This is a genomic window from Actinokineospora sp. UV203 (genome assembly GCF_056323665.1).
The window spans coordinates 2,258,929-2,276,727 of the sequence record NZ_CM150484.1 but is presented as its reverse complement, the minus strand read 5'-3'; the positions used below and the strand labels follow the sequence as shown (position 1 = coordinate 2,276,727).

The window sequence follows — 17,799 nt, the reverse complement described above, 5'->3', positions numbered from 1 at the left end:
ACGTGATGGGACCCGGTGTCCCGCTGTGCGGTCGCCAAGTCCGACCTCCTACTCTTGGACACGTGAACTGGACCGTGGACGTGCCAGTGGACACGCTTCCCGAGCTGCCCCCGCTGCCCCCGACGCTGCGTAACCGACTCGACGACGCCCTTGCGCGGCCCGCCGCGCAACAGCCCGAGTGGCCCGACGCCGACCAGGTGCGCCAGGTGCGCACCCTGTTGGAGTCGGTGCCGCCGATCACCGTGCCCGCCGAGATCGACCGGCTCAGCCGCCGGCTCGCCGAGGTGGCCAACGGTGAGGCGTTCCTGCTGCAGGGCGGCGACTGCGCCGAGACCTTTGTCGACAACACCGAGCCGCACATCCGCGGCAACATCCGCACGCTGCTGCAGATGGCGGTCGTCCTGACCTACGGCGCGAGCATGCCGGTGGTCAAGGTCGGCCGCATCGCCGGGCAGTACGCCAAGCCGCGGTCGAACAAGACCGACGCGCTGGGCTTGGCGGTCTACCGGGGTGACATCGTCAACTCCCTGGTCGCCACCCCCGAGGCCCGCGTGCCGGACCCGTCGCGGATGATCCGCGCCTACGCCAACGCGGGCGCGGCGATGAACCTGCTGCGCGCCCTCACCGCCGCGGGCATGGCCGACCTGACCAAGGTCCACGACTGGAACCGCGACTTCGTGCGCACCTCACCCGCGGGTGAGCGCTACGAGGCCCTGGCCACTGAGATCGACCGCGGCCTGCGCTTCATGCAGGCGTGTGGTGTCGAGGACAGCTCGCTGCACACCGTGGAGGTGTTCGCCAGCCACGAGGCACTGCTTCTCGACTACGAGCGTGCACTGCTGCGGCTGGACGCGACCGGCCCGGAGCCCAAGCTCTACGACCTGTCGGCGCACTTCCTGTGGATCGGGGAGCGCACCCGCCAACTCGACGGCGCGCACATCGCGTTCGCGGAACTGCTGTCGAACCCGATCGGCCTCAAGATCGGCCCGACGACCACCCCGGAACAGGCCGTCGAGTACGTCCAGCGGCTCGACCCGCGCAACGAGCCCGGCAGGCTGACCCTGATCAGCCGCATGGGCAACGGCAAGGTCCGCGACGTCCTGCCCGCGATCGTGGAGAAGGTCGAAGCCTCCGGCCACAAGGTCATCTGGCAGTGCGACCCGATGCACGGCAACACCCACGAGTCGTCGACCGGCTACAAGACTCGCCACTTCGACCGGATTGTGGATGAGGTCCAGGGCTTCTTCGAGGTCCATCGCAGGCTGGGAACCCACCCGGGCGGCATCCACGTGGAGCTCACCGGCGAGGACGTCACCGAGTGCCTCGGCGGCGCCCAGGAAATCTCGGATGCGGACCTGCATGGCCGCTACGAGACCGCCTGCGACCCGCGCCTGAACACCCAGCAGTCCTTGGAACTGGCCTTCCTGGTCGCGGAGATGCTCCGCTCATAGTCAGATGAAGACCGAAGTGCTCTTCCTGGAGCGGATAACCCACTCCAGGAAGAGCACTTCGTGCATTCGCCCCACCGCCTCGCAACGCACGCGACCGCCGCGAACCCCGCGACCGAGGCGAACCCCGCGACCCCGCGACCACCCCGATTCGCAAGGGGCAGAACAGAACCACCCGAACAGCCACCCACGCCCGAGACGCCCGAGACACCCGCCGGCGAACAGGCGGCACGAGCGGCCCCAGCCCGCCGCAGCGAACCACCCAAGCAGGCACCCGAAGTGCGAACCCGTCTAACGAACCGCCCGAGCAGCAAGAAACTCGGCGAATTCCACCAGCAACTCCAGCCGCCGGTCCTCAACCACCGGATCAGGCGCGATCTCCCGCCGAATCGTCTCCCCGTCAAACGTGTGCTCCAACGTGTTGACCAGCAGCTCCAATTCCGCGTCCGAGAACACCTCAGTTCCGCGAACAGTCCGCGCGATCTGCAGTAGCTCCGCGAAGAACCTCTGACCAGTCACCGAAAGCCGCGAACGCAACTCGGCATCGGTCCGCGCCGCCACCATCAGCTCGAACCACACCACGTTGTCCTGAGCCCGATGCCGCTCCCGCATCACCCGCAGCGCGTCGGCGATCGTCGGTGCCCGCAGTTCGGCGAACCGAGCCCGCACACTTTCCGTATGCCGACGCGCGACCTCCGATGCCGCCGCCACCACAAGGTCCAGCCGCGAGTCGAAGTGCCGGAACAGGCCGCCTTTCGAGACGCCCGACCGCTCGCACACCGCCCCAAGGGAAGTCTGCGCGTACCCCACCTCAGAGATGGCGCCGATCGTCGCGTCGATCAACAGCCCGATGGTGGTTTCCCGACGTTCCTGCTGGCTGCGCCGCTGCTGCTGGCTCACGTGCCCCCGACAGTCTCCCGCACCGTCGCCGGGTCGACCGTGCCGCGAGCCTCGCCCGCGCGCAGGAACCGGCCGGTGCGCCGGGGCTGGGCGAACTCACCCGTGCCGAACACCTGGTTTCCCGCGACGAGCGTCGCCGTGACGGCGCGGTCGTTGCGGTTCACCATGCGGCTGAGGTTACCGAAGACCTCCACCGGCGCCTCGCTGAACTGGTCGACCGACTCGTCGAGCCCGGCCGGGTCGATCACCACCAGGTCCGCCCGATCGCCTTCGCGGATCCGTCCCGCGTCGATGTCGTACCAGTCGGCCAGTTCACCAGTGAGCCGGTGCACCGCCCGCTCGATGGTCATGAACCCGCTCACCTGCGCCCGGCGCAGCAACCGCAGCCCGAAGTTGTAAAAGGCCATGTTCCGCAGGTGCGCGCCCGCGTCGGAGAAGCCCATCTGCACGTCGCGCAGCGAGCTGAGCTTGTCGAGCACCTTCGGGCGGTGGTTGGAAATCGTTGTGTACCAACGCACTCCGGTGCCGTGTTCGACGACGAGGTCGAGGAAGGCGTCTACCGGGTGCAGCCCGCGCTCGTCGCCGACCTGGCCGAACGTCTTGCCCACCACCGATTCGTCCGGGCAGGCCAGGATGTGCGCGTCGTAGAAGTCCCGGTTCCACACGCGGGGCGTCCACTTGCGGTCGTACTCACGCCGGAACCGCCGCCGGTAGGCCTCGTCGCGCATCAGCTCGGTGCGCGCCTCGTCCTTGAGGTGCAGGGCCGCCGCCCCCGAGCCGAGTTCCTCGAACACCACCAGATCGATGCCGTCGGCGAAGATGTCGAACGGGACCGGCAGGTGCTGCCAGCGGAAGTCGCCGCGCCCGACCCGGTTGGTGAAGCCCGCGACCGGGCCCATGATGTGGCTGATCGCCGGGTTCGCCTTGACGTCGGCGGCGGTCAGGAAGCTGGTCTTCAGGGCGGGCCGCAGCCCGAAGCCCATCGACTCGATCAGGTACGGCACCAGGCTCGTGGGTGTGGTCAGGTTCGGGATCGACTGCAGCACCCGACCGGCCCGGCGCAGGATCCGGTGCAGCGCCCGGTATTCCTTCCACGACGCGTACGTCGAGGGCAGGGTGCGGGATCGGTAGCGGTCGCCGTCGAGCTTGTCCCACGGGCTGCGCATCTCCGAGAGCCCGACGAACCCGGCCGCCAACGCGTCCTCGAGCAGGTCCCGCATCCGGTCCAGTTCGGCGGCGCTGGGCTTGACCTTGCGGTCGGTCGAGCGACCCAGGCCCATCACCGCGGCCCGCAGATCCGAGTGCCCCAGGAACGAGGTGACGTTCGGACCCAGCGGCAGCGATTCCAGCGCGGCGACGTACTCGGCCGCGTTCGACCAGGTCTTGTGCTCCTCGACCGCCTTGACCACGCAGTCGTGCGGGATCGCCTCGACCCGGCTGAACAGGTCGGCGGCGTCGAGCGCGTCGACGTGCAGCGTGCCCAGCGAGCACGAGCCGATCAGCACGGTCGTGACCCCGTGCCGCACCGACTCGGAGAGCCCGGGCGCCAGCAGCACCTCGGCGTCGTAGTGGGTGTGGATGTCGATGAACCCCGGTACCACCCACTGTCCGGCCGCGTCGATCACGTTCGCGCGGCCCGCCGCGTCGAGCGGGGTCGCGGACACGGCGGCGACCCGGCCGTCCTTGATTCCCAGGTCGCGGATGGCGGACGGTGCGCCGGTGCCGTCGAACCACCGGCCACCGCGGATGAGCGTGTCCCAGGTCATGACCGAAGATAGAAACCGATCGGTCTCAAAATGTCAACGGGTCAGGCGCACAGCTCGTGCAGGGTCGCCGTCGACTTGACGATCGCGTCGGCGAAACGGCCCAGGTTCGCGACCGCGCCCGCGTCCGCGTTGATTCCGATGTGGACACCGTCGCGGTAGGTCGACACGGCGATGCTCACCCGGTGGCCGGGCGCGATCGGCACGATCGGATACACCTCGCGCATCTCCGCGCCGGCGAGCCGCAAGACCATGGGCGGGAACGGAACCGCGGTCACGACCGTGTCGAACAGCATCGGCGTCGCCGCCGCGAGCAGGCGGGTGCCGACCCGGTGGGCCAGCGGCGGCAGCCACGACGCCATCATCGACAGCGCGCCCGCCCCCTTCTTGGGACCGGCCAGCTTGTTGGCGTCCATCGCCGTGCGGACCGTCCTGAGCCGGGCGACCGGATCGGGTTCGCCGACCGGGAGGTCGCACAGGTAGCCGGAGATCTGGTTGCCGCCGCCGACGTCACCGCGCCCGCGGACGTTGACCGGGATCAGCGCGCGCACGTCGACGCCGTCGACCTTGCGCCCCGAGGCGGCCATCCAGTCGCGCAGCGCGCCGGTGAGGACCGCGAGGACCACGTCGTTGACCGTGCCGCCGTGGGTGCGTCGGATGTGCCGGATGTCGGCCAGGTCGAGGCGCACCCGGGCGAACTCGCGGGCGGGCGTGGTCCGGCTGAACAGAGGAGCCGACCAGGGCGCCCGCATCGCCTGGACCACCGAGCCCGCGACGTCCACGCCCTGGCGGACACGGTCGAGCAGCCCGGGCAGCGGGGCGGGAGCCGACTCGGCGGGCTGGGGGTGCTCGCAGAGACCGTCGAGCAGGCCCGCGGCGATCTCGACGGCGCCCGCGCCGTCGGTGAGCGAGTGGTGCAGCTTGAACAGCACCGCGAACTCGCCGTGCGGCAGGCCGGTGACGACGTGGAGGTCCCATGGCGGCCTGCTCAGGTCCAGCGGCCGCTCCAGCCACGACGAGGCGTAGGCGTCGAGCAGGTCGAGTTCCTCGGGCAGGCGGTACGCCGAGATCTGGTCGGCCGCGCGGAAGTCCGGTGTGGACGTCCACTCGGCGCCGCCGGGCGGGAAGAGAGTCGACCGAACCCGCTTGCGCAGCTTTGGCATGGCGTCGATCCGGTCGGCGAGGAGGCGGGCGACATCGTCCGGATCGACCGGGGTGTCCGGTCGGAACACCGCGACCGCGCCCACGTGCATGGGCGTGCTCGCGCGTTCCAGGCTCAGGAAAGCGACGTCCAGTCCGCTGAGAGGGGTCGTAGGGGGCATGCCTCAACGACACCAGGCCGAGATGACACCCGGGTTACCCCCGTGGGTCTATGCCGGAGTAATCACCCGATCGAGTTCGTCACACTCAGAAGGCGAAGGCCCCGATCTTGGTGCCGCGTTGGACCTTCGTGCCGGGCGGCGGGTTCTGCGCGCGGATGATCCCGTTGGGATTGTTGAACACGCCCAAGTCCAGCTCCAGCCCCAGCGCCGCCAGCGCCGCCTGCGCGTCCGGCACCGTCTTGTTGCCGATGTCGGGCACGGTGACCGCGTTCGACACCACGACCGAGACCCGCTTGCCTGCTTCGGGCGCGACCTTGGTCCCAGGCGCGGGATCGGTGCGCACCACACGCCCGCCCTCGACGTCCCCGGAGAACTCAGCGGGTCCGTCGAACGGCTCGAAACCCTGTTCCTGCAGCATCTTGAACGCTTCGTCGCGGGTCTTGTTACGCACGTCCGGCACCGGCTTGGGGGCCGGTCCCCTGCTCAACACGATGATCACCCGCTGGCCCAGCTGCAGCTTGGTGCCCGGCGGCGGGTCCAGCCGCACCACCGTTCCCTTGGCGACCTTCTCGTCGAAGACGTTCTTGCCGTCGTCGCGCTGCGGTTGCAGTTCGGCCGCGCGCACCAGCTGCTCAGCCTGTTCCACAGTGGACCCGGCGGACACGTCCGGCACCACCGGGCGGCCGGCGGACACGATCAGCTTCACCTCGTCGCCGCGCAGCGCCTCGGTGCCCGCGCCGGGCTCGGTGCCGATCACCTCGCCCGCGGCGATGTCGTTGTGCCGGACCGTGGTCACGTTCGGATTCAGGTCGGCCGCGCGGATCGCCTGCTCGGCGGCGGCGGAGTCCTTGCCCTGCACGAGCGGGACCTCGGTGTAGCGCCCGCTGGTGAACCACCAGAGCGACGTGACCAGCACCGCCAGCGCCACCACGCCCGCCACGCTCCAGCCGACGATCTTCTTCGTCCGCGACGGCGGCGGCGGGGGAGGGGCGGGCGGGCCGACATGGATCGGACCGCTGTGCGGGCCGGCGAAGTGCGGCACCGGGTGCGGACCGGTCGGCGGCATCGGGTGCGCCGCCGCCGAGTCGATCACCTTCTCCAGGTCCGAGCGCAGCATCGCGCGTGTCCCCTGTGGACCGCCGCCGCTGAACCCCGTGGGCGCCTGTCGCATCACCGTCGCGTCCGGCGGCGGCACCGCCAGGTTCGGCACGGGCATGTTGCGCACGGTCGCCTCGGGGTCGGCCAGGATCGGGACGACGGCGCGGGTGGAGTCCTCCCCGACGGGCGCGGCGACCTCGGCGGGCGGCACCGGGACGGTCACATCGATCGGCGGCGACTCGACCAGCGGCACCCGCATCCGGGGCAGTGCGAGCTGCTCGCGGACCGACCGCAGCTCGCGAAGGAAAGCGGCGCCGTCGGCGGGCCGCGATTCCGGGTCGCGGCGGGTCGCCCGGACCACCAGGTCGTCGAGCAGCGCCGGGATGCCGGGAGTGGACGAGCCGGGCGCCGGCATGTCCTCGTTGACGTGCCGGTAGGCCACCGACAGGGCGTTGTCGCCGTGGTACGGGGTGCTCCCGGTCAACATCTCGTAGAACACGATGCCCGCGGAGTAAACGTCACCGCGCGCGGTGGCGGTGCCCGCCTCGACCTGCTCGGGTGAGAGGTAGGACACGGTGCCGAGGATGACGCTGCTCTTGGTCGTGCCGGGGCTGGCCACGGCGCGGACCAGCCCGAAGTCGGCGACCTTGACCACGCCGCCCGCCCCGATCAGCACGTTCTCCGGCTTCACATCGCGATGGATCAGCCCGGCCTCATGCGCGGCGCCGAGCGCGGCCAGGACCGGCTCCATGATCGCCACGGCCAGCGGCGCGGGGAGCGTCCCGCGCTGGGCGAGCAGGTCACGCAGGGTGCCGCCGGAGACGAGCTCCATCACCAGGTAGACGTGCTCGCCGTCAAGTCCCTGGTCGTGCACGGCGACCACGTTCGGGTGGTGGATCTTCGCGGCCGACCGGGCCTCCCGCTCGAACCGCTCGACGAAGGACTTGTCATCGGCGAACCGGGAATCCATCACCTTGATCGCCACCGGCCGGTCCAGCCGGGTGTCGAGCCCCCGGTAGACCGCCGACATGCCCCCGCGCGCGAGCAGCGCGTCGACTCGGTAGCGCTGCTCCAGCAGTGCTCCGATCAGCCTCGGTCCCTTGTCCGCCACAGTCGTGGATCGTACGGAGCCACGCCGACGCGCGTGGGCGTGCCCGCCTATCTGTGACCTAGCGCCTCTTGTGACTATCGTTGTTCCTCGTGAGTTCGATTCCCGCCGCCACCGACGTCCTGGACGCCTCGGTCGACGTGCTTCCGCTGCCCGATGTCGCCGAGCGGCTGAACCAGCCCATTACCCGCGTGCACCAGGCGCTGCGTGACCGCCATCTGATCGCCATCCGCCGCAAGGGCGTGCTCTTGGTCCCCGCGGCCTTCCTCAACGACGAGGGCGAGGTCGTCAAGGGTCTCATCGGGACGATCACCGTGCTCCACGACTCCGGGTTCGGCCCCGACGAGATGCTGCGCTGGCTCTTCGCCGAGGACGAGACCCTCCCCGGCACCCCGATCGACGCGCTGCGCGGCGACCGGGGCCGCGAGGTCAAGCGCCGCGCGCAGGCTCTCGCGTTCTGACCCGCGCCGCCAGGCACTTGGCAGCCCCCGGCAGCGCCACCGCGAGCCGCCGGGCCGGGGGCACCACCGCGCGTCCGGCCAGCACGTCGTAGTCGGCTGCCGCGATCTCGTCGAGGATCCCGCCGTAGAGCCGTGACGCGGTTTCCACGCACGGCCGCGCCACCGGGTCGAGCAGGTCGATACCGGGCTCGGCGGCCCGGTAGAGGGCCCTGGTGTGGGCGACCAGGTGCGCGATCGCCCGCCGGATCGCCCGGTCCGTCCGGCCGGTCCGCACCGCGTGCAGCAGCCGCTCCCGGTCGACCCCGAACGCCGCCAGGTGGTCGGCGGGCAGGTAGACCCGGCCCCGCGCCAGGTCCTCGGCGACGTCGCGCAGGAAGTTCGTCGCCTGGAATGCCTCGCCAAGACCCCGCGCGTAGGGCGCGGCCTCGGCGCGCGGGCCGACCGTGCCCAGGATGGGCAGCATCATCAGCCCGATCACCCCGGCCGACCCGTGCGTGTAGACGGCGACGTCGTCGAGGGTCGCGTAGTCGGTGACGGTCAGGTCCATCCGCATCGACGCCAGGAAGTCGGTGAACAGCCCCGGGTCGAGGTCGTAGCGGCGGACCGTGTCGGCCAGCGCGGGCAGCACCGGGTGCGGTGTGGGCTGGCCCGCGAGCGCGTCCTTCAGGCAGATCTCCAGGTCGCCCAGCGCCCCGGACGGGTCGGGCCCGGGGGTGTCGACGATCTCGTCGGCCAAGCGCGCGAACGCGTAGAGGGCGTGCACCGCGGGACGCCTGCGCGCGGGCAGCAGCCGGGTCGCGAGGAAGTAGCTGCGCCCGTAGTAGGCGTTGATCCGGCGGCACGCCGCGTAGGCGGTTCGGAGGGTGGGTTCGTGGGCACGCATGGCGCGCGCCATCGTCGCACGCGCGCCCGACGGAGCTGATTCGAACGTGTCAGCGCTTACAGCTCGCCCATTGGCCGGTGGGGCATTCGCCCTTCTCGGTCTTGTACCTGTCGACCAGCTGGTGGGCCAGCCCCTGCGCCGACGCCGCCTGGTCGGTCGCGGTGACCAGGTCGACTCCGCAGCCCGAGCCGGTGGACCGCAGGCACGTCGGCAGCTGCTGGTCGGCGTGGTCCTCCCAGAACTTGCCCGCGACCACGCCGTACTTCCAGACCTTCGCCTGGCGGGCGGAGTCGGAGTAGGTGATCGCGTAGACGTAGTGCGAGCCCTCGGCCTTGGGTGCCTTCGGGTCCGCAGGCTTCGCCCCGGCCCGCGCGGTGAGCTGCGCCAGGTCGGGCGCCTCGGCGAGGACCACGGTCGACCACTCGACGCTGTACGGGTGGTTGCCCGGCACCGAGTTCGCCCGCTGGTAGAACTTGACCCACTCCGGGCTCGCCAGCGTGCAGGTGGCGCTGCCGCCCTGACCGGGGGCGACCGGGCCCGCCGTGGCGTCGCACACGCCGAGCGGGGCGTTGTCGCCCTGCCAGACGCCGCGCACGGACACCTTGACCGCGACCTTCCCCGGGTTCGTGAACTGCACGATGATCGAGCAGCTCGCCGCGCCGCAGGCGTCGAAGTTGTGCGTGCCCTCCGTGACGGTGGTCAGCACGTCGATGGGGGCGGTGAGGCCCGCCGCCTGGGTCGCGGTGTCCTGGTAGAACTTGCCCAGTTCGGCGGAGGTGTCGTTGACCGTGGCGACCAGGTCGCGCACGCTGCTGGTGTCGGCGCGGCCAACCCGGTCGGTCTCGACCTTGAGCACGCCGTGCGGCGCCTTCTCGTCGACGTAGACCGTGCCGCCGCCGGTGGTGACCTTGACCGCGCGCGCCGACCCGATGTCGACCCGCTCGCCGTCGCCGATCGCGCGATCGCCCGCCTGTTCGCTGCCCTTGGCCAGGTTCTGCCCGAGCACGTCAGGCAGGAACACGTCGCCGAACTCGATCCCGATCAGGCTGCTGGGGACCTTGACCCAGCGATCGGCCACCGCGGTGCCCTTGTTCTCGCCGTTGCCGACCCCGGACAGGGCGGCCCAGAAGTCGGCGGTCGCCTTGACGTAGGTGGCCTTGTTGACCACGAGCAGGGTGGCGGGCTTGCCGTCGAGGGTGAACGTGCCGTGGATCTCGCCAGTCTGCGCCGCGGTGAGGTCGAACGTCACCGGGTCGTCCGAGGCCGACGACATCGTGCCCTGATAGTGGACCGCGCCCGCCTCGCCGAGGTTGATCAACGACTGCGTGATCGACTCGGCCGCCGTCGGCGGCGCCACCTCGGCCGCGATCGGGCTGCCCGACACGGCGTTGCTGCATCCGGCCACCGCGAGCACGGCCGATCCGAACACGGCCGCCAACCGGCCGCGCCTTGGTACCCGGGTCACCGCACCCCACCTCACTGATATCTCGCCGCCGCCCGCCGCAGCATTATCGCTGTCGGCGGCGATGAAACCCGCTCGCGGAACCTCACAGTCCGCTTACGGATTGCCCCCGCACTCCCGTCGCGGTCACCAGTCGCCCGGCGATCCGCTGGGCGGCGAGCCTGCCGGAGATCACCACCGGCGGGATCCCCACCCCGGGTGTCGTCCCGCTTCCCGCGAGGACCACATTATCGACACCCCGGACCAGGTTCCTCGGCCGGAAGGGTCCAGTTTGGGCGAAAGTGTGCGCCACCGAGAACGGACTGCCCTCGGCCAAGCCCGCCGCCTCCCAGTCGGCGGGCGTGACCAGCCGCTGCATCTCGATCGACGAGTCGAACCCGGTCAGGCCGCGCTGCTCCAACACCCGAACAAGATCATCACGATAGCGCGGCCCGATCCGGCGCCAGTCGATCGGGCCGGTGCGCAGGTTCGGGCACGGGGCCAACACCGAGATCTGGTGCCTGCCCTCGGGGGCCAGCGTCGGATCCGTCGCGGTGGGCCGGGTGACCAGCAGCGACGGGTCGCTCATCAGCACGCCCTTGCGGGTGATCTCCTGGAACGTGCGCTCCCAGGCGCGGCCGAAGAAGATCGTGTGGTGGTCCAGTTCGGCCCATGACCGCGTGGTGCCCGTGTGCAGCACGACGGCCGAGGGGGAGTAGCGCAGCGCGAGCGGTCGGCGCGGCGTCACGCCGAGCAGCCGGTAGCTCGCGGCCAAGTCCGCGGTCAGCACGACGGTGTCGCACGCGATCCGCTCACCCGTCGTGGTGCGCACGGCGCCGACCCGGGTGCCCACCCGCTCCAGCCAGGCCGCGCTGGTCGAATACCGCACGCGCACACCCGCACGGGCCGCCGCGCCCGCCATGGCCTCGGCCACCGCGCCGACCCCGCCGCGCGGGAATGACACGCCCGCGACCGTGTCCATGTAGGCGATGACCGCGTAGGCCGCCAACGCGCGACTCGGCGGTACCCCCGCGTAGAGCGCTTGGAACGAGAACAGCCTGCGCAACCGGTCGTCGGACAAGAACCGGCCCACCGCGGGGCCGAGCCTGCCGAAGCCGCCGAGCGCGGCCAGCCGGGCCAGCTCGGGGCCGACCAGGTCGGTGGGGGAGTCGAAGTTGGCGCCGATGAACCGGTCGCGCTGGACCTGGTAGAGGTCGGTCAGCCAGGTGCGCAGCCTGCGGTAGCCCTCGGCCTCGCGCGGTCCGGCCGCCTCGCGGATCTCGGCCTCCATGGCCGCGGCGTCGGTGTGCACCGCGATCGTGCTGCCGTCGGCGAAGCGGGCCCGGTAGGCCGGGTCCAGCTTGATCAGGTCGACCTCGGCGGCCAGCGACGTCCCGACCGCGGCGAACGCCTCGTCGATCAGCTCGGGCATGGTCAGCACGGTCGCGCCGGTGTCGACCCGGTAGCCCTCGATCGTCTCCTGGCCCGCGCGCCCGCCGGGCTTCGCGGCGGACTCGATCACGGTCACCTCACGGCCGGTGCCTGCCAGGTGCAGCGCGGCCGAGAGGCCGGACAGGCCCGCGCCCACGACGACGACGTGGTCGGTGCGGCCGGGGACGGTCTTGCGGTCGGCCACGGTCAGTGCGCCCTGCGGGTGGCCGCGACGGCGAGGTCGGACAAGACCTTTCCGGCGGGCACGTCGAGGTCGGCGGCGGCCAGGGTGTCGAGCGCGGCCCCGGTCAGCTCGTCGATGCGGCGGTCGAGTTCGGCGACGGCGCCGAGGTCGGTCAGCAGCTCACGGGCTCGCTCGACGGTCGCCGTGGTCAGGTCGTCGTCGCCGAGCGCGCCCCGCAGCAGTGCCGCGTCGGCCGTGCGCCCGGCCGCGTCGGCGTTGGCCAGGCCGACCGACATCAGCAGGGTCCGCTTGCCCTCGCGCAGGTCGTCCCCCGCGGGCTTGCCGGTGACGTCGGTGTCGCCGAACATGCCGAGCAGGTCGTCGCGCAACTGGAACGCCAGGCCGACGTCGGCGCCGAAGGAGCGCAGCGCGGCGACCGTCGGTTCGGGCGCGCCCGCGAGCGCCGCGCCGAGGTGCAGCGGGCGTTCGACGGTGTAGGCGGCGGTCTTCATCCGTGCGACGCTGAGCGCCGCCTCGGCCGACTCGTCGCCCTTGGCCTGGGTCAGCACGTCGAGATACTGCCCGGCGAGCATCTCCGCGCGCATCGCCCGCCACGGCACCTGGCCGTCGGCTTGGCGCACCGGGTCGACGCCGGAGCAGGCGAACATGTCGTCGGCCCACGCCAGGGCGAGGTCGCCGAGCAGGATCGCGGCGGCCGCGCCGAACCGCTCGGACTCACCCAGCCAGCCGCGCTCGCGGTGCCGGGCGGTGAAGGAGACATGCACGGTCGGCTTGCCCCGGCGCATCGCGGAGGCGTCCATCAGGTCGTCGTGCACCAGGGCACAGGCCTGGATGAGCTCCAGGGCGCTGACCGCGCGCAGCACGGCGTCGGCCTGTTCGCCCGCGCCCGCGCCGCCCGTGCCGCGCCAAGCCCACCACGCGAAGGTCGGCCGCAGCCGCTTGCCGCCGCCGAGCACGAACTCGGCCAGCGACGCCACCGCGGAGCCGAACGACGGTGCCACCTCGGCCATCCCCGCGTGGCGGGTGGCCAGGTAGTCGGCGAGGGCACGTTCGACGTGATCGGCGACCGCGCCGTCGATGGACTCTGGGTCGAATACCGGGGTTTCCGGTGCCTGCTGCACACCGCTATGGTCCGCTGTAACGAAGAAGTCGGCACCAGCGGGGGTGCCCGGATGTGACGTCCGGCGACCTTCTTCCAAAGTATGGGAGTTCTGTCCCAACGCTCGGACGCCCGATACTCTTCAGTACATGACCACCGTTTTGCAGCGAATCCGCTCGGACAGGCCGGTTTTCTCGGTCGAGTTCATGCCCCCGAGGGACCAGGCGGACGAACGGCGGCTGTGGAACGCCATCCGCGAACTCGAGGGCTACGACCCCGCGTTCGTGTCGGTCACCTATGGCGCGGGCGGCTCCAGCCGCGACCGGACCATCCGCACGACCGGCCGTGTCGCGCGCGAGACGACCCTGGTCTCGATGGCCCACCTGACCGCGGTCGGCCACTCCGTCGCCGAACTGCGCAACGTCATCGGCTGGTACGCGGCCCTGGGTATCCGCAACATCCTCGCCCTGCGCGGCGACCCGCCCGGCGACCCCAACGGCCCGTGGGTCGCGCACCCCGACGGCCTGAACTACGCCGACGAACTCGTCGCGCTGGTGCGCGAACTCGGCGACTTCTGTGTGGGCGTTGCCGCGTTTCCCTACGGACACCCGCAGTCGGCCGACGTCGACGCCGACACCGAGAACCTGCTCCGCAAGTTCCGCGCCGGAGCCGACTTCGCTATCGCGCAGTTGTTCTTCGAACCGGAGGATTTCCTGCGCCTGCGCGACCGGGTCGCCGCGAGGGGCAGCGACGCCCTGCTCCTGCCCGGCGTGATGCCGCTGACGACCCCGAAGATCCTGGCCAAGACCGTCGAGCTCTCCGGCGCCCCCGTGCCCGCCCGCATCGCCGCCCGGCTCGACCCGCTGGTCGGCGACGCGGCCGCGTTCCGGGCCGAGGGCATGGACCTGGTCACCGAGGTGTGCGAGCGGCTCATCGCCGAAGGCGTGCCGGGCCTGCACTTCTACACGTTCAACCGGGCCAAGGCGACGCGGGAAGTGGTGGGGCGGCTCGGTTTGGTGCCCAGCCGGGCTTGAGTCAGCCGAGCCCTAGTCAGCCGAGGCGCTCACGTGAGGCGAGCCGCTCGCGCGCGACCGTGCGCCGGTGGGTGAACAGCGCGAGCGCCAAGACCAGCAGCGCGACACCGATGGCCGACGCGCCCACGATCGTGACCCACTTCGTCCACGAGACGCCCGAGGAATCCGTGTACTGCACGGTCGCGTTGAACTCGGTGACCGCGCCCGGCTTCGGCTTCCAGCTGATCGTCCCGTTGTCGTTGACCCCGTTGGTCCGGCTGACCGTCCCCGGCATCGTCACCTTGAACTGCACGTCGGCGCGGTCCTTGGGCAGCTCCGTGAGATCGACCGAACCGGCCATCGTCACCAGGTCGCCCGCGCGCCGGAAGCTCAGCCGGTACTGCTTGCCGACGGTGATCGAGTCCGACAGGATCCCGACCTCGGCGAAGGTCAGCTCCTGCAGCGAGATGGTCTGCCCGACGTAGCCGTCGGCGGCGTAGACCTGGGTCTTCACCTTGCCCGCCAGCTCGGGCGGGACCTTCAGCGCGGGACCGGTGTCACCCTGCTTGATCGAGACCGCGGCGATGACGAGCTGACCGGAGACGAGGTCGTTCTCCGAGACGGTCATCAATGCCTGGACCCGGACGCAGCCGGACAAGGTCAGCGCGGCGAGCAGACTCAGTAGGGCGAATGCGGCCCACCTGGGAAAACGGGGGATGGCCTGATGCACTCGGCCATCCTGCCGGCTCTGTGCCCTCCACCGCTGCCCGGCTGTTTATCGGTTGTCTGCGGGCGGTGACCGGACGGTAGCGTGCGAGGCATGGTGTCCTTACCGCACGCCGACGTGCACAAGATCAGTGATTCCTATGTCGACGACTCGGCCGCGGCGGAGCCGATGCTCGCCACCTACCTCGGCATCGCCGGGTACGACGATCAACTTCCCGACTTGTCGCCGGAGGGGGTCGACCGCAGGGCGGCGATCGCCACGGCCGCGCTGGCCGCGATGACCGCCGCCGAACCTGCCGACGTGTCGGAAACCAACGCCAAGGCGGTGTTCCTCGAACGGGTAGGCCTGGAGGCCGAGCTGCACGAGGCGGGCGAGTTCTACCGCACCCTCAACGTGATCGCGAGCCCCGCGCAGGACGTGCGGCAGGTGTTCGACCTGATGCCGACCGCCACCGCCGAGGACTGGGCGGTGATCGCGAAGCGGCTGTCCGCCGTTCCCGCGACGCTCGCCGGCTACCAGGAGTCGCTGCGGTTCGCCGCGGCCCGAGGCGACGTCGCGGCACTGCGCCAGATCACCAAGACCGCCGAGCAGTGCCAGACCTGGGCGGGCCGAGGTGACGCCAAGTCGTTCTTCGCCGTGTTCGCCGAAAGCGCGGACGGGGTCGCCGAAGGCGCCCTGCGCGCCGAGGTCGACGCGGGCGCCAAGGTCGCCGCCGAGGCCTACGGCGACCTCGCCGACTTCCTGACCGGTGAGCTGGCCCCCAAGTCGAGCGGTGAGGACGCCGTCGGCGAGGAGCGCTACCGGCTCTGGTCGCGTGAGTACACCGGCGCCACCCTCGACCTGCACGAGGCCTACGAGTGGGGCTGGGCGGAGTTCACCCGGCTCGAGACGGAGATGAAGGAGGTCGCGGGCCGCGTCGCGCCCGGCGGCACCATCGCCGACGCGGCGGCCAAGCTCGACGCCGACCCCCGCTACCAGGTGCGCGGCAAGAAGGCGTTCGAGGAGTGGATGCAGGGTCTGTCCGACCGCGCGCTCTCCGACCTGCGGGGCGTGCACTTCGACATCTCCGACGAGATCATGCGGCTGGAGTGCAAGATCGCCCCGCCCGGCGGCGGCGTCGGCGCGTACTACACCGGCCCGACCGACGACTGGAGCAGGCCGGGGCGCATGTGGTGGTCGGTCCCCGCGGACCGGGAGGAGTTCTCCACCTGGCGCGAGGTCACCACGGTCTATCACGAGGGCGCGCCCGGGCATCACCTGCAGATCGCCACCGCGGTGTCGCAGGGGGAGAGCCTCAACAAGTTCCAGCGCCTGCTCACCTGGGTGCCCGCCTACGGCGAGGGCTGGGCCCTCTACGCCGAGCGCCTGATGCGCGAGTTCGGCTACCTGGAGGACGACGGCGACCTGTTGGGCATGCTCGACGCCAACATCTTCCGCGCGGCCCGGGTGATCGTCGACATCGGCATGCACCTGAAGCTGGAGATCCCGCGCGGCGCGGGCTTCCACGACGGCGAGCGGTGGTCCCCCGAGCTGGGGCTGGAGTTCCTGCTCGCCCGCACGATCACCGACAAGGCGCACGTGCACGACGAGATCGATCGTTATCTCGGCTGGCCGGGCCAGGCCCCGACCTACAAGCTCGGCGAACGCCTCTGGCTGCAGGCCCGTGACGAGTACCAGGCGCGGCAGGGCGAGAACTTCTCGCTCAAGACGTTCCACCAGCGGGCCCTCGAGATGGGCGCCATGGGTTTGGACACCCTGCGCACCCGTCTCGCGGCTATTTAGAGGGTCGCTATAGGGGGAGTGGGCGGCCCAGGACACCGAAGGGGCGTGGGTCGCCCGTGAACTGGTAATCGCGCAGAACGTCGTCGAAACCGAGCCGCCGGTAGAGACGCCACGCGCGGGAGGGGCCCTCCGGGGTGGACAGCAGCACGTTGGACATGTCCGCCCCGGAGACCAGCCTGCGCACCAGTTCCTCGCCGATGCCCTGCCCCTGGCGGTCCGGGAGCACGTGCAGCTCGGTCAGCTCGAAGTAGTCCGACATCCACGCCTCGGCGACAGCGGGCCCCCGGTTCTCGGTCACGCCGCGGCGCACCTGCTCGTGCCACCACTGCCCGGGCGAACCCCGGTAGCCGTAGGCGATGCCGGTCATGCGGTCGTCGCTGTCGAAGGCGGCCACACAGCGCCAGCCCGCGCGGAGCATGTGCGCGAGCCACATCGGGGCCCGTTGCTCAACTGTGCCCTTCGGGTAGCGCATGGCGGTGACGTAGAGCGCCAACGCCTCGCGCAGGCGGACCCGCAGCTCGTCGGAGCTCAGCTCGGCGAACCGGTCGACGCGGGGGGAGGGGGCGGCGGTCACGATGCCCGATCATCCTCTTCGCGCGCGACATCCGCAGCCGTGCCCCCGGTGAGCGTCACCAGCTCGGCGAACGTCGTGGGGAACAGGGACTTCGGGTGGCCCGCGGCGGCCCACACCACGGCGTGGCGCCCGAGATGGCGGTCGACGAGCGTCTTCAGGGGTGCCGGGTGGCCGGTGGGGGCGACTCCGCCGATCGGCTGGCCGGTGTGCTCCCGGACGTACGTGGCGTCGGCCCGCCCCACTTCCCGCACGGCGGCCAGCTCGGCCAGCAACTCGGTGTCGGCCCGGTGCGCGCCGGAGGTGAGGGCGAGCAGCGGGCCGCTGTCGGTGCGGAAGATCAGACTGTTGGCGATGGCCCCCACGTCCACCCCCAACGCGGCCGCGGCCGCGTTGGCGGTCTTCACGTCGGCGTCGAGGATCCGGATCCCGTCGGCGGCCTGGTCCATCCCCGCTTCGCGCAGCGCCGCGGCGACCTTGGCCACGGCGGGATGTTCGAGTGTGCTCACCGCTCCATCTCACCATCCCTGATCTGGTCGTGGGCAAG

The 17,799-nt window shown here is 71.2% G+C and carries 15 protein-coding genes; 4 read left to right on the top strand and 11 right to left on the bottom strand.

Going from position 1 to position 17,799, the window contains the following annotated elements; genetic code table 11:
• The first annotated feature begins 62 nt into the window (after positions 1–62).
• A complete protein-coding gene (locus ACUZ2Y_RS10405) occupies positions 63–1,451 on the top strand; it encodes a class II 3-deoxy-7-phosphoheptulonate synthase (protein WP_476329262.1) in 1,389 nt (462 codons plus the stop codon).
• A 288-nt stretch (positions 1,452–1,739) separates the two neighbouring features.
• On the opposite strand, the gene ACUZ2Y_RS10400 is transcribed toward ACUZ2Y_RS10405, so the two are convergent.
• The 4 genes from ACUZ2Y_RS10400 to ACUZ2Y_RS10385 form a co-directional block, all read right to left on the bottom strand.
• On the bottom strand, positions 1,740–2,348 hold the full coding sequence (locus tag ACUZ2Y_RS10400; RefSeq protein WP_476329261.1) for a TetR family transcriptional regulator: 609 nt from the start codon (positions 2,346–2,348) through the stop codon (positions 1,740–1,742).
• Positions 2,345–4,114, bottom strand: coding sequence for an N-acyl-D-amino-acid deacylase family protein (locus tag ACUZ2Y_RS10395; RefSeq protein ID WP_476329260.1), 1,770 nt, complete (start codon positions 4,112–4,114; stop codon positions 2,345–2,347). Before ACUZ2Y_RS10395 ends, ACUZ2Y_RS10400 begins: the two co-directional genes overlap by 4 nt.
• A 41-nt stretch (positions 4,115–4,155) precedes the next feature.
• Positions 4,156–5,433, bottom strand: coding sequence for a wax ester/triacylglycerol synthase family O-acyltransferase (locus ACUZ2Y_RS10390; RefSeq protein WP_476329259.1), 1,278 nt, complete (start codon positions 5,431–5,433; stop codon positions 4,156–4,158).
• 85 nt (positions 5,434–5,518) lie between these two features.
• On the bottom strand, positions 5,519–7,642 hold the full coding sequence (locus ACUZ2Y_RS10385) for a protein kinase domain-containing protein (RefSeq protein ID WP_476329258.1): 2,124 nt from the start codon (positions 7,640–7,642) through the stop codon (positions 5,519–5,521).
• Between the two features lie 89 nt (positions 7,643–7,731).
• Here ACUZ2Y_RS10385 and ACUZ2Y_RS10380 point away from each other — a divergent pair, with 89 nt between their 5' ends.
• Complete coding sequence (locus tag ACUZ2Y_RS10380) at positions 7,732–8,100, top strand: Rv2175c family DNA-binding protein (protein ID WP_476329257.1); 369 nt, start codon at positions 7,732–7,734, stop codon at positions 8,098–8,100.
• On the opposite strand, the gene ACUZ2Y_RS10375 is transcribed toward ACUZ2Y_RS10380, so the two are convergent.
• From ACUZ2Y_RS10375 to ACUZ2Y_RS10360, 4 genes are all read right to left on the bottom strand, one after another.
• Complete coding sequence (locus tag ACUZ2Y_RS10375; protein WP_476329256.1) at positions 8,069–8,983, bottom strand: phytoene/squalene synthase family protein; 915 nt, start codon at positions 8,981–8,983, stop codon at positions 8,069–8,071. The two genes, ACUZ2Y_RS10380 and ACUZ2Y_RS10375, sit on opposite strands and share 32 nt — an antisense overlap.
• Positions 8,984–9,032: 49 nt before the next feature.
• Positions 9,033–10,448 (bottom strand): hypothetical protein, encoded by a 1,416-nt coding sequence (locus ACUZ2Y_RS10370; RefSeq protein ID WP_476329255.1) that lies wholly within the window; start codon positions 10,446–10,448, stop codon positions 9,033–9,035.
• 82 nt (positions 10,449–10,530) lie between these two features.
• A complete protein-coding gene (crtI, locus tag ACUZ2Y_RS10365; RefSeq protein ID WP_476329254.1) occupies positions 10,531–12,060 on the bottom strand; it encodes a phytoene desaturase family protein in 1,530 nt (509 codons plus the stop codon).
• A 2-nt stretch (positions 12,061–12,062) separates the two neighbouring features.
• The gene (locus ACUZ2Y_RS10360) at positions 12,063–13,181 is read right to left on the bottom strand and encodes a polyprenyl synthetase family protein (protein WP_476329253.1); all 1,119 of its coding nucleotides are present in this window, start codon (positions 13,179–13,181) and stop codon (positions 12,063–12,065) included.
• A 127-nt stretch (positions 13,182–13,308) separates the two neighbouring features.
• Here ACUZ2Y_RS10360 and ACUZ2Y_RS10355 point away from each other — a divergent pair, with 127 nt between their 5' ends.
• Complete coding sequence (locus ACUZ2Y_RS10355; protein WP_476329252.1) at positions 13,309–14,193, top strand: methylenetetrahydrofolate reductase; 885 nt, start codon at positions 13,309–13,311, stop codon at positions 14,191–14,193.
• A 16-nt stretch (positions 14,194–14,209) separates the two neighbouring features.
• On the opposite strand, the gene ACUZ2Y_RS10350 is transcribed toward ACUZ2Y_RS10355, so the two are convergent.
• Positions 14,210–14,902, bottom strand: a complete 693-nt coding sequence (locus tag ACUZ2Y_RS10350) for an LppM family (lipo)protein (RefSeq protein ID WP_476329251.1) — start codon at positions 14,900–14,902, stop codon at positions 14,210–14,212.
• Positions 14,903–14,992: 90 nt separating this feature from the next.
• Here ACUZ2Y_RS10350 and ACUZ2Y_RS10345 point away from each other — a divergent pair, with 90 nt between their 5' ends.
• A complete protein-coding gene (locus ACUZ2Y_RS10345; RefSeq protein WP_476329250.1) occupies positions 14,993–16,681 on the top strand; it encodes a DUF885 domain-containing protein in 1,689 nt (562 codons plus the stop codon).
• Positions 16,682–16,688: 7 nt separating this feature from the next.
• Here ACUZ2Y_RS10345 and ACUZ2Y_RS10340 read toward each other — a convergent pair whose 3' ends face one another.
• Both ACUZ2Y_RS10340 and ACUZ2Y_RS10335 read right to left on the bottom strand, forming a co-directional pair.
• Positions 16,689–17,255 (bottom strand): GNAT family N-acetyltransferase, encoded by a 567-nt coding sequence (locus tag ACUZ2Y_RS10340; RefSeq protein WP_476329249.1) that lies wholly within the window; start codon positions 17,253–17,255, stop codon positions 16,689–16,691.
• On the bottom strand, positions 17,252–17,761 hold the full coding sequence (locus ACUZ2Y_RS10335) for a YbaK/EbsC family protein (RefSeq protein ID WP_476329247.1): 510 nt from the start codon (positions 17,759–17,761) through the stop codon (positions 17,252–17,254). Before ACUZ2Y_RS10335 ends, ACUZ2Y_RS10340 begins: the two co-directional genes overlap by 4 nt.
• Positions 17,762–17,799: the final 38 nt, after the last annotated feature.